We start from the raw sequence: 10,888 nt of genomic DNA on the forward strand, positions 1-10,888 counted from the left end.
ACGGGTGGGAGCTATAGGATTCGAACCTATGTAGGCAGAGCCAACGGGTTTACAGCCCGTCCCCATTAACCACTCGGGCAAACTCCCAATCGTTCAAGTATCCGCAGGTTCTTTGGTCTTTTGGACCGCCGCCCCCGCGAACGAAAAAGATAATACGATGCAACCTTGTGGGCTGTCAACGAAAACCTCTAGATACACGGCCCCGGGCGTATCTATATAGCCGTGACCTGCGGTTTTATTGAGTTTGGATATGAAGGACGGTGGTCTTGGATACTGAGGTGACGTTTCCCGAGGTAACACTTTGCTGTAGTGGAGTACACCTTTAGTATCGAACTTCGATACCAGCTTATTTGCACCTATATATAGGTCGAGATCGGGGCTTCCCAGACAGAAGATTGCTCTTCCCAGGCAAAATCGAGCGTGGATTTTCTTCCGTTTGAAATCGAGCGTGGATAATCTTCCACTTTGCCGTGCCATCGAATCCAAAGTGGCAGATTATCCACGCTCATTCACTAAGCGGAAGATTTTCCACCCTCGTGCGTCCGAATATCCTCGCTCGACCAGGATGACTGGGACCGGTCCGACCTTTGTCTCGATCTGTAACATTTAGAGAGCACTTTCTCCCCTATCTTTTACAGGTCGAGATATTACGCAGAGACCTCCGCTTACGTCTCATTCTGTAACAGTAAGAACGGTTTTCAGCTTCTTCGTGTTACAAATCGAGACAAACCGGAAGCTTGGTTGGCGCCAAACACGCTGACTTATCGACATAAATAGAAACGGGCCCTGTCCCACAAGGGAACAGAACCCGAAACTCTCATGGAGCCAGTGACAGGAATCGAACCTGCAACCCACTGATTACAAATCAGTTGCGCTACCGTTGCGCCACACTGGCACACTTGGCGCTTTCGCGCGAAGCCTGTTAAGAATAAAGGAATTGCGGACGAGGCGCAACAGGCCCTTCACCCGACCACATCTCAAAACTATTCGCCAGAACGAATAGTTTTAATTACAATTGCTATATATAAAACTATTCGTTCTAACGAAGGGTTTCGCGATGCTTACTACCAAGGAAGCCGCCGAGCTGCTCGGCATCACTCCGCGCAGGGTGCAGGAGCTCATAAAAAACGGAGCACTTGAAGCCCGCAAGGCTTCTGGTGTATGGCTCATCGACAAAGACAGCGTCGATACGCGACTCCGCTCTGTGACCAAAACGGGGGGACGTCCCCGCCGCGGCCACGGTAAGAGCGAGATCGCGTTCACCCTCATGAATCGCACGCACGAAGTCGCTCAGCTGGTCTACAGCACATCGCGAAAAGACTTTACCCACATCGGCGCCGACGTCGATCGTGCCCACGCCCCTATTGGGGTATTTGGCCCTAATAGCCCCATATCGCTCGACTCCTTCCGCATCTGGTGGCGCGGTCGCGGTATCCCGCTCGCACGCATTGGGCTAGCCTCCCTGCTTGCAGAAGCCGCAGTCGATGTTCCCGATGAACTCGTCCAGCGAAATCTCGGCCTCTCCCTATCCGACCAGTATTGGATTAGACCCCAAGGTTCCGGTCTCGCGTGGGAAGATATTAACTTCTTCAATAACGCCTTTGATGACGTCTCGCTGTCCATTGCGCCCTTTGCCCCAGAGGGAAAAGCGGCAGCCGCAAAGCCCGATAACACCTCGGACGGCAATCTTCAAAAGTACTGGACGTGCGAGGGCGAGCGTCGAATTCTGCATAAGGCAGGAGCGCACCTGAACCAGGAACCTTATAACGAGCTGGTGGCGACCGCGCTCCACCGTCGCATCCTAAACGCCTGCGATTATGTACCTTACTCGCTCGAGGGCACGGGCACTTCTGCCCTGAGCATATGCGATGTCTTCTTAACTGATGAAGAAGAGTATGTCCCTGCGTTCTATGTAAACCAGCACGCAAACGCAGATGAACGGCTAACCGACTACGAGCGATACGTAGCAAACTGCGAGGAACTCGGGGTGACAGGCGTTAAGGATGCCCTTGACCGCATGATCGTATGTGACGACATCATCGCCAACTATGACCGTCATTGGCGTAACTTTGGCCTTGTGCGAAACGTCAACACGCTAACCTGCAGACCAGCCCCCATCTTCGATTCGGGCTCATCGCTCTGGTGCAACATATCTCTAGAGGAGCTTAGGGCAGGAGAGCACAGTTTTGCCAGCGCGCAGTTCCATTCAAGTCCCGCGAAACAAATGTTGCTTGTTGAGGATATGAACTGGTTTGACGGGGACAAACTCGAAGGTTTTGTCGACGAGGCAATCGAGATTCTGTCTAAAAACGATGCCCTAGCAGCGAGACTGCCTTATCTAAAAGAGGCGCTAACGTGGCGCCTCGAAAGAATGATCGACATTGCTGAATGGAGTTAGCGAGACAGCATCGCCCCGCCAACTTCCCTACCTCCCACGAAGGGCCTTGAGCTTGGCCAGGGCATCGGGGCTCAGGCGACTGCCCAGGGTCATCTTAATCTGCGGAGCTTCCTCTGCCTCGTGAACGTCGTTATCGATCTGTTTGATCTCGTCCACCAGCATGCGGCTCGAGATACGCGTGACACCCTTGCCCATGACGACGGCCTGGATCGTGCCGTCGCTCGATACCACGGAGCACGCGCGGCCTTCCTCGCGCGCCTCGATGCAGAGCTTCTGCACCACGGTATCGGCAGAGACGCCCGTCGGCGAAAACTCGATGCGCACGCCGCGGGCCGGCAGGTTGGGGCGCTCGCTGGAGATATTGCCCGCGCCGTCGAACACGATCACGGCCTCGTAGCGGCCCTGGGCAAACGCGGCGACGTCGTTGATGAGTGCAGTTCGCGCCATATCGTGGACGTCGCTGGAATACGGATCGTCGGAATGGTCGTAGACGAGCTTTTCGTAGCGCGGCGTGCAGTGAATCACGTTGTAACCGTCGACCACCAGCAGCTCGGGCTTATTGGAGTGCACCGTCGAGACCGGATCGGCGATGGCCTGCGCAAACGCATTGCCGCCCACGCCATAGGTCGCGGCCGAAACAATCGGCTTGGCCGAGCCCTCGCCAAAGCGCTTGGCCTTGGACTTGGCGCGGTTCTTCTTGGACATGCGCTACTCCTCCCCCATGAGCTCGCCGGCATTGCGGCGCAGCCACTCAAAGCACAGCGCGGTGGTCGCCTGGGCAACGTTGAGACTCTCGGTCATTCCGCGCTGGGGAAGCTTAGTCAAAAAGTCGCATTTCTCGAGCACAAGACGCGAGATGCCATCGCCCTCGGAACCCATGACGAGCGCAACGCGGCCCTCGAAGGGGGCGTCCCAGCAACTGCCTTCGGCGTGCTCGGAGGCGCCGCCCACCCAAAAGCCGGCGGCCTTGAGGTCATCGAGCGCACGGGCGATATTGGGAACCTGCGCGATGGGCAGGTGCATGACGGCGCCGGCAGAAGTCTTGTAGCTGCCGACGGTCACACCGGCGGCGCGCTTGTTGGCAATGATGACGCCCGCCGCGCCCACGACCTCGGCGGAGCGCACGATGGCGCCAAAGTTGCCGTCGTCGGTCACATGGTCGAGCACGACGACGAGCGCCGGACCGTCGCCCGCGCGGTCGAGAATATCGGCGACATCGGCATAGGGGAAGTTGCCCACCTCGAGCGCAATGCCCTGGTGAGCGCCATGGCTCGACAGCGCATCGAGCTGCGCGCGCGGCACATACTTAATGCGGACGCCTGCAGCGTTGAGGTCGTCGACCAGGCGCGACAAGGCGGCATCGCGCTCCCCGCCCTCAGCGATGAGCGCGCACTTGACGGGAAAGCCGGTACGCAGCGCCTCGGCGGCAGCACGGCGACCTTCGATAAACTCGCCCTTGGGAACCTGGACGTTATCGCGGCTACGCTCGCGCTGCGGGCGAGCAGCCTGTGAGCGCTCGCGCTGGCCCTTGGGAGCGGCAGCGCGGTCGTTGCGGCGAATCGGACGCGAGCCAGAAGCAGCCTGCTTGCCTCCACGCGATGCACGCTTGCGATTGTCGGCCATAAAACGGCCTCCTTTAAATACTTTTCAAACAGGACAAAAGAAGCGACCGCTTAAGGCGAATAGCTCAAGCGGTCGGTACGGGTTTTCCAAGTGCCCGAGATTGCCGTGAAAGAGGAGCGACGCGTACTTGAGTACGCGAGCGACGGTTTGAACGGCAAGGTCGGGTGCTTGGGAAACCCGCGGGGATTAGAGAGATTTGATACGAGTGCCCGCGGCCGTATCCTCAATGGTGAGGCCCAGGTCCTTGAGCTGGTCGCGGATGGCGTCGGCCAGATCCCAGTTCTTGGCGGCACGGGCCTCGGCGCGGGCCTCGAGAATCTTGGCAGCAGCCTCGTCCACGTCGTCGCCCGTATAGGCAACCAGACCGGCGGCAACGCCCAGCAGACCCAGCGGCAGCTCGACCTTGGGCTCGGGAAGCTCAACGCCAAACGTATCGAGCAGCTCGGCCAGCGTATCGGCGGCAGCCAGGACTGCGGCCTTGTCGGCAGCATCGCCCGCCTGCTCCAGGTACTGGTTGCACTCGGTCACAAAGCCAAAGACAGCACCCATGGCACCGGCGGTGTTAAAGTCGTCGTCCATGCACTCCTTAAAGGTGGCACGGGTCTCGGCGGCCTTGGCGGCAAACGCCTCGGATGCTGCCTCATCGGCATCGGCCGTCGCATGGTTCGCGGCCCAGCGCAGGTTCTCGACCGTACCGGCGATACGCGTGAGCGAGTTCTCGGCACCCTCCAGGCGCTCCCAAGAAAAGTCGAGCGGCGAGCGATAGCTCGTCTGCAGCATCAGCAGGCGCAGGGCGGCGGCGGAGTGCTGCTCGAGGACCTCGGCCAGCGTAAAGAAGTTGCCGAGCGACTTGGACATCTTCTCGCCGTCTACCAGCAGCATGCCCGTGTGCATCCAGGTGTTGGAGAAGCCCTGGTGCCAGGCGCAGGTGGCCTGAGCGCACTCGTTCTCGTGATGCGGGAAGGCAAGGTCGGAGCCGCCGCCGTGGATGTCGATCGGAGTGCCCAGGTAGCGATGCACCATGGCGGCGCACTCGGTGTGCCAACCGGGACGGCCCTCGCCCCAGGGGCTCGGCCAGCTGGGCTCGCCGGGCTTGGCGGCCTTCCACAGGGCAAAGTCGAGCGGGTCGTTCTTGTCCTCGTTCTCCTCGATGCGCGCGCCAACCATAAGGTCGTCGATGTTGCGGCCCGAGACCTGACCATAGTTGGGATCGCTGCGCACGGCAAAGTACACGTCGCCGTTATCGGCGGCGTAGGCGTGGCCCTGCTCGATGAGCGTCTTGATCATGGCGATCATGGGGCCGATCTCCTTGGTGGCGCGAGGACGCACATCGGGATCGAGCACGTTGGCGGCGCGCATAACGCCGATAAACTTGTCAGAGAACTCCGTCGCAACCTCGGCGGCGGTACGGCCCTGCTCGTTGGCGCGCTTGATGATCTTGTCATCGACATCGGTGAGGTTCTGGGCAAACGTGACCTCGTAGCCGCTCGCGATGAGCCAGCGACGAATCACGTCAAAGCTGATGAACGTGCGGGCATTGCCGATGTGGATGTTGTCGTAGACCGTGGGGCCGCACACGTACATGCGGACCTTGCCGGACTCGATGGGCTGGAACTCTTCCTTTTTATGGGTAGCGCTGTTATAGATACGCATTCGTTACTCCTTAACGGTTTTCTGTAGCAGGCAGACGGCCCAGGCGCCGATTCCCTCGCCCTGGCCTTCCCAACCGAGCTTTTCGGTCGTAGTGGCGGCGACGCCCACGTTTTCGACGTCAACGCCCAGGGCATGGGCAAGGTTGGCGCGCATGGCATCGCGGTGCGGGGTGATCTTGGGTTGTTGACAGGCAATGGTGCAATCGGCATCGACAAACTCGAAGCCCAGCTCGCGCGCATAGCCCATCACGCGAGCGAGCAGCACCATCGAATCAGCACCCTCATAGGCGGGGTCGGTATCGGGGAATAGCTTGCCGATGTCTCCCCCGCGGCAGGCGCCCAGAATGGCGTCGGCCAAGGCGTGCGCGAGCACATCGGCATCCGAGTGGCCCAGCAGGCCGCGCTCGTAGGGAATGTCGACACCGCCGATGATACATCGACGCCCCTCCACCAGACGGTGGACGTCGTAGCCATGGCCAATGCGCAGGTTACTGAACATGGGGAAGGTCCTCTCCCTCGGCCATGCGGCCAAGCAGAATCGCGGTTACGGGACGCAGGTCCTCGGGCACCGTCACCTTAAGGTTATCGCGCGGGCTCTGGACGCAGCGGACGCGCCCACCCATGCGCTCGACCAGCGACGAATCATCGGTGCCGATAAAGCCCTCGGCAATGGCTGCAGCATGGGCGCGCTTCATAGCATCGACGCTAAAGATCTGCGGCGTCTGCGCTGCCCAGTAGAGCTCACGCGGCGGCGTCTCGACGATATTGTCGCCATCGACGATCTTGAGCGTGTCGATCGCGGGCTGGCCGCACACGACACCGTCGAGCGAGCGGTCGCTCACGAGCACGTCGATAGCGTGGTCGATGGCCTCGGTCGTAATGAGCGGACGGGCGCCGTCGTGGATAGCGACATATTCGAAACCCGCCGGCACCGCGTGCACGCCGGCGCGGGTGGAATCCTGACGAGTATCGCCGGCATCGGCAAAGCTGATGGGCGTGTCATAGTCAAACGGGTCGATAGCCAAGCGGCGCATCTCGGCACGGCGCTCGGCAGGGCAAACCACGACGATATGGCCGACCTTGTCGCTACGATCGAACGCGCGGATGGACCAGCTCATGAGCGGACGGCCCGCCACGTTAACGAGCTGCTTGCCGCCGGGATTTCCAAAGCGCTGGCCGCTGCCGCCGGCAACGACCACGGCGCATACGGGCGCCATTATGCGTTCCCCTGTTTGGTGCCCTTCATGCGGTACAGCGAGTCCGCAAGAATGGCAGGGTTGTTGACGCCAAAGTCGCCCAAGCGCTCCGGATCCTCGCTGATGTCATCCATGAGCTCCTGCAGCGAGCCGTACTCGTCGACGATCTTCTCGGCCACGCCGTCGCGCACGACGGACACGCGCGAAAGCGTGCGCAGGCCCAGCGGCGTCATGACGGAGTCCTCGTCCAAGTCGTCATAGCCCAGAACTGCCGCCACGTGCTGCGGGTCGGACAGGTCCTTAGGCGTCATACGGGCAAGCTCAGCGCGAATCTTCTCGGCGTTGGCCTCAGAGGAATCGCTTGCGTAGTCGCGGATCATCAAGTCGTATTCGGTATCCATGCTGGAGCCCGCGAGCTGCTCGAGCTGCATCTGCACGAGCTTGCCCTGGTTACCCAGCTTGACGATGCAATCCTTAAGCTCGGTCTTTGCCTGTTGCATGATCTCGAAACTCGAGAAGATGCCGGTGATGTCGGCGAGCGTGACGTAGTCGTCGAGCTCAAGGGCCGTCAGGCGCAGCAGGGAGCGATCGAGCGACTGACGGGTAGTCTGGAGCGTGGCGACGAGCTGGTTGACCGAGCTCATGATGGTGGTGACGGGCTGGATCTCGTAGCTCTTGCCGTGGACGTACACGTTGACGACGGCACGACGAGCCGAAACCGAGATCACGATGGCGTCGGTGAGCACCGACATGCGAGCGGCAGTACGGTGACGCATGCCCGTCTCACTCGTGGCGAGCGAGGGATCGGGATTGAGGTGGAAGTTGGCACGCAGGATCTGGGTGAGGTCGCCATCGATAACGATGGCACCGTCCATCTTGGAGAGCTCGAACAGGCGGTTCGAGGTAAACGAAATGTTGAGCGGGAAGCCGTCGTTACCGGCGGCGAGCACGTTTTCGGTGTCGCCGACGCAGATAAGGGCGCCCAGGTGACCGGCAATGATCATGTCGAGGGCGGTGCGGATCGGCTGACCGGGGGCAGTCAGGCGGATGGCCTGTTCCATACGCTTTTGCAGCTCGTTCTTATCCAAGGCATCGCTCCCATCGTATACGCTCCATAAACGTCAATAAGTTTCTCACGGTTTGCCCCTGTGACGCCCGCAAAATCCGATGCTTACAGAATGAGCGAACACAGCTGAGAGCCCCAATCCAAATGAGCTGCTTATGTGGTAGCATCGGGATTCGCATAAATGAGGGAGTAGTCGCGTGATCGGGTTCGCCTCCGGTGGCGCGGCAAGTCAACACACTGGCCGATGCGGCCTGGCTTGCCTTAATGAACGAGACTCGTGGCTGTGCGCGCAACGCGTACGCCACGAGTCTTTTTTGTTACTCCCCCAAGAGGTACACGCGGGCCCGCCCGCAGAGAGGGAGCCAGACTATGGGACTCGCAGAGCTCGTGTTGCTCGCCGTTGGCCTTTCGATGGACGCCTTTGCCGTATCCATCTGCAAGGGCCTTGGCATGAAGAAGATCAACCTTAAGGTCGCCGTAGTGCTCGGCCTGTTCTTTGGCGGCTTCCAGGCAGGCATGCCCGTGATCGGATGGGCGCTTGGCAGTCAATTCATGAGCATCATCGGCCCCATCGACCACTGGATCGCCTTTATCCTTTTGGCCTTCATCGGCAGCAAAATGCTGTGGGAAGCCTTTACCGAAGACGAGGATGAAGACGACGGCAAGGATGCCGAGAAGATTGAACTGGGCGAGTACCTGATCCTCGCCATCGCCACCTCAATCGACGCCCTGGCCGTGGGCATCTCGTTTGCCGCGCTCTCGGTTGACATCGTGCCCGCTGTATCGCTTATCGGCGTCACAACGTTTATCTTCTCCGTCGCCGGCGTAGCGATCGGCCACACCTTTGGCGCGCGCTACGAAAAACCCGCCACCATCGTGGGTGGCGTCGTGCTCATCCTTATCGGCCTCAAGATCCTGCTGGAACACTTGGGTTTTTTAGTGCTGTAAAACACCCTTCAAAACTAAACGTCCGTATGAGGTCTCATGCAGAGTTTTGCATGAGCCTTTTCATGCAGACTTTTGCATGTCATACTAGGATGCAAAAGTCTGCACGTTAGGAGATTGCCATGGATACCCTTCCCATCACCACGCCGCGCCAAGCCGGCATCTACGTGCGTCAGGCGCGCGAGGCGCAGGGGATCACCCGTGCCGCCCTCGCTAAAAAAGCCGGTGTTTCGGAACGCCTGCTCGCATCGCTCGAGCTGGGAGATGCCACGGGCATTCGGCTCGACAAGCTGCTGGCAGTTTTCGGTGCTCTTGGACTGGCGCTCGCCGCTCAAGGGGATATAGGCGAAACGAAAAATGAGCAACCAGTCGACGCCCCGCATGCTGATCAACCTTGCAGCACCTCCAGACGCCATCACGCCCAACGTCTTCATCATCGCAACCGTCGCAGCACAACCATTCCGGCTCTTGCAGATGCCCCCTTTACATCCGCACTCTACGACGAGGTCTTCGCCGATTTCGCCATGTCCAATCTCGGAGTCTCGATTGCCACAAACGCATCTAGCCAAGCCATGCCCGAAGGGAAATAGCCAATGGCCAGAACATCACTTCGGACCATTATTTGCGGCGTGCCTGCTGGAACGCTCACGCAAGATGAGAACGGTCTTATCAGCTTTACCTACGATCATGACTATGACGGGCCAGCCCTATCGACCAACATACCCGTATCGAATCGCACATACGGACAACAGGTCATGAATCCGTACCTGTTTGGCCTTCTACCCGACAGCGAGGACCAACGAAAAGCGATTGCCGCCGAATTCGACGTTAGGCCCAACAATCCCGTTGCGTTGCTCAGCCATATCGGACTCGACTGTCCGGGCGGCGTGCAGTTTTGTGCCGAAGAAGATACCGACGCCGTCCTGCATCGCGCTGGCGAATACCGCCCTATAGACAACCACGAAATTGCTCTTCGTCTCAAGTCGATCAGAGATGACCGCGATGCATCGTGGATGGGTCTAGATGAAAGTTGGTCACTTGGAGGCAACCAGGGCAAGTTCGCGCTCGCGTTCATAAACGGCCGCTGGTGCGAATGCATGGGCTCCTCGCCCACGACGCATATTTTCAAAAATGGCGTCATCGGATTTAAACTTGAGGCTCTCAATGAGTTTGTCTGCATGAAAAGCGCCCAGCGCGCCGGTATCGCAACGGCAAACGTCGAATATCGTATGTTTGAGGACGAACCTGCCCTCATTGTTGAGCGCTATGACCGCGTGAAAGTCGAAGACGGAATGATCAGGCGCCTACATCAAGAAGACCTCTGTCAGGCACTTGGGGTGATGCCCGCCCAAAAGTACACAGCAGACGGCGGCCCGACCACCCGCGACATTCAAGAGCTCCTCGTAAATACGAGCCACCATCAACTTAACCTGTATCTGTTTACGCAGATACTGTTCTTCAACGCCATTATCGGCGCACCGGATGCGCACGCGAAAAACTATTCCCTGCTCCTTGGAAACGACGGCGCAGCCATGATGGCTCGAATGTACGATGTCGCGTCGGGTTTGGCGTATGAGCGCATGCGCCGCCGGGCGCGCCTCGCCATGAGCGTTGGCGGCGAAAATCGTGTGGGGCGAATCGGTCCAGGCGCTATCCGCCGATACCACGGTATGGGCGATCCCGCGCTGGAGACGGCGCTTACCGATGCCGGGCTATCCGAGAAGTTTTGCTTTGCGACCATGATGGACCTCGCCTACGAGGTACCCATTTGCATGGAAGAGGTCATGGACGAATACGCCGACCTGCCCGGCATGGCGGACCTGCGCGAGCATATGCTCGGCCCCGTCCGCGAAAACTGCCAGCGCACCCTCGACCTCATCAGGGCAGAAATGGACTAGGTGACCGTAATTTCGCAATTATCAAACAAAAGAGGGGGTGTTCCTATAGTTTTGTCAACTGGGAAATGCTGCCCGCGCGACTGAATCGCGGCATGCTGACGCCAGGCCAT

10 protein-coding genes and 2 tRNA genes are annotated in these 10,888 nt (G+C 59.3%); 4 read left to right on the plus strand and 8 right to left on the minus strand.

Annotated features, from left to right (window positions below):
* Positions 1 to 5: 5 nt before the first annotated feature.
* Both ABHT90_RS04880 and ABHT90_RS04885 read right to left on the minus strand, forming a co-directional pair.
* Positions 6 to 87, minus strand: a tRNA-Tyr gene (locus ABHT90_RS04880).
* Positions 88 to 820: 733 nt separating this feature from the next.
* Positions 821 to 895: transfer RNA gene (locus tag ABHT90_RS04885), tRNA-Thr, on the minus strand.
* A 162-nt stretch (positions 896 to 1,057) separates the two neighbouring features.
* Here ABHT90_RS04885 and ABHT90_RS04890 point away from each other — a divergent pair.
* Positions 1,058 to 2,398, plus strand: coding sequence for a DNA-binding protein (locus tag ABHT90_RS04890; RefSeq protein WP_346981796.1), 1,341 nt, complete (start codon positions 1,058 to 1,060; stop codon positions 2,396 to 2,398).
* A gap of 27 nt (positions 2,399 to 2,425) precedes the next feature.
* On the opposite strand, the gene ABHT90_RS04895 is transcribed toward ABHT90_RS04890, so the two are convergent.
* From ABHT90_RS04895 to disA, 6 genes are all read right to left on the minus strand, one after another.
* Positions 2,426 to 3,103 (minus strand): NYN domain-containing protein, encoded by a 678-nt coding sequence (locus ABHT90_RS04895; protein ID WP_006234978.1) that lies wholly within the window; start codon positions 3,101 to 3,103, stop codon positions 2,426 to 2,428.
* A 3-nt stretch (positions 3,104 to 3,106) separates the two neighbouring features.
* On the minus strand, positions 3,107 to 4,021 hold the full coding sequence (gene rlmB, locus ABHT90_RS04900) for a 23S rRNA (guanosine(2251)-2'-O)-methyltransferase RlmB (protein WP_346981797.1): 915 nt from the start codon (positions 4,019 to 4,021) through the stop codon (positions 3,107 to 3,109).
* A 186-nt stretch (positions 4,022 to 4,207) separates the two neighbouring features.
* Positions 4,208 to 5,674, minus strand: coding sequence for a cysteine--tRNA ligase (cysS, locus tag ABHT90_RS04905; RefSeq protein WP_117647641.1), 1,467 nt, complete (start codon positions 5,672 to 5,674; stop codon positions 4,208 to 4,210).
* A 3-nt stretch (positions 5,675 to 5,677) separates the two neighbouring features.
* On the minus strand, positions 5,678 to 6,172 hold the full coding sequence (ispF, locus tag ABHT90_RS04910) for a 2-C-methyl-D-erythritol 2,4-cyclodiphosphate synthase (protein ID WP_161115121.1): 495 nt from the start codon (positions 6,170 to 6,172) through the stop codon (positions 5,678 to 5,680).
* Positions 6,162 to 6,890 carry a 2-C-methyl-D-erythritol 4-phosphate cytidylyltransferase gene (gene ispD / locus ABHT90_RS04915; RefSeq protein ID WP_138113141.1) on the minus strand — a complete coding sequence of 243 codons (729 nt, stop codon included), beginning with the start codon at positions 6,888 to 6,890 and terminating at the stop codon, positions 6,162 to 6,164. Before ispD ends, ispF begins: the two co-directional genes overlap by 11 nt.
* Complete coding sequence (gene disA / locus ABHT90_RS04920; protein WP_006234973.1) at positions 6,890 to 7,930, minus strand: DNA integrity scanning diadenylate cyclase DisA; 1,041 nt, start codon at positions 7,928 to 7,930, stop codon at positions 6,890 to 6,892. Before disA ends, ispD begins: the two co-directional genes overlap by 1 nt.
* A gap of 374 nt (positions 7,931 to 8,304) precedes the next feature.
* Between disA and ABHT90_RS04925 the strand changes: the two genes are divergently transcribed.
* The 3 genes from ABHT90_RS04925 to ABHT90_RS04935 all read left to right on the plus strand — a co-directional run bounded on the left by ABHT90_RS04925 (position 8,305) and on the right by ABHT90_RS04935 (position 10,778).
* Positions 8,305 to 8,883, plus strand: coding sequence for a manganese efflux pump MntP (locus ABHT90_RS04925; protein WP_195503410.1), 579 nt, complete (start codon positions 8,305 to 8,307; stop codon positions 8,881 to 8,883).
* 119 nt (positions 8,884 to 9,002) lie between these two features.
* Complete coding sequence (locus ABHT90_RS04930; protein ID WP_227790776.1) at positions 9,003 to 9,470, plus strand: helix-turn-helix domain-containing protein; 468 nt, start codon at positions 9,003 to 9,005, stop codon at positions 9,468 to 9,470.
* 3 nt (positions 9,471 to 9,473) lie between these two features.
* Entirely contained in the window at positions 9,474 to 10,778 is a 1,305-nt protein-coding gene (locus ABHT90_RS04935; RefSeq protein ID WP_346981798.1) for a type II toxin-antitoxin system HipA family toxin, read from the plus strand.
* The last annotated feature ends 110 nt before the right edge of the window (positions 10,779 to 10,888 follow it).

Source organism: Collinsella aerofaciens (assembly GCF_039758815.1).
In the GTDB taxonomy this organism is placed as follows: domain Bacteria; phylum Actinomycetota; class Coriobacteriia; order Coriobacteriales; family Coriobacteriaceae; genus Collinsella; species Collinsella aerofaciens_BP.

What these genes read in the sequence shown, in the direction of transcription:
- ispD (WP_138113141.1), bottom strand. Translation starts at nt 6,890, where the DNA reads ATGGCGCCCGTATGCGCCGTGGTCGTTGCCGGCGGCAGCGGCCAGCGC.
- ABHT90_RS04935 (WP_346981798.1), top strand. Translation starts at nt 9,474, where the DNA reads ATGGCCAGAACATCACTTCGGACCATTATTTGCGGCGTGCCTGCTGGA.
- ABHT90_RS04925 (WP_195503410.1), top strand. Translation starts at nt 8,305, where the DNA reads ATGGGACTCGCAGAGCTCGTGTTGCTCGCCGTTGGCCTTTCGATGGAC.
- ispF (WP_161115121.1), bottom strand. Translation starts at nt 6,172, where the DNA reads ATGTTCAGTAACCTGCGCATTGGCCATGGCTACGACGTCCACCGTCTG.
- disA (WP_006234973.1), bottom strand. Translation starts at nt 7,930, where the DNA reads ATGGAACAGGCCATCCGCCTGACTGCCCCCGGTCAGCCGATCCGCACC.
- cysS (WP_117647641.1), bottom strand. Translation starts at nt 5,674, where the DNA reads ATGCGTATCTATAACAGCGCTACCCATAAAAAGGAAGAGTTCCAGCCC.
- ABHT90_RS04895 (WP_006234978.1), bottom strand. Translation starts at nt 3,103, where the DNA reads ATGTCCAAGAAGAACCGCGCCAAGTCCAAGGCCAAGCGCTTTGGCGAG.
- rlmB (WP_346981797.1), bottom strand. Translation starts at nt 4,021, where the DNA reads ATGGCCGACAATCGCAAGCGTGCATCGCGTGGAGGCAAGCAGGCTGCT.
- ABHT90_RS04930 (WP_227790776.1), top strand. Translation starts at nt 9,003, where the DNA reads ATGGATACCCTTCCCATCACCACGCCGCGCCAAGCCGGCATCTACGTG.
- ABHT90_RS04890 (WP_346981796.1), top strand. Translation starts at nt 1,058, where the DNA reads ATGCTTACTACCAAGGAAGCCGCCGAGCTGCTCGGCATCACTCCGCGC.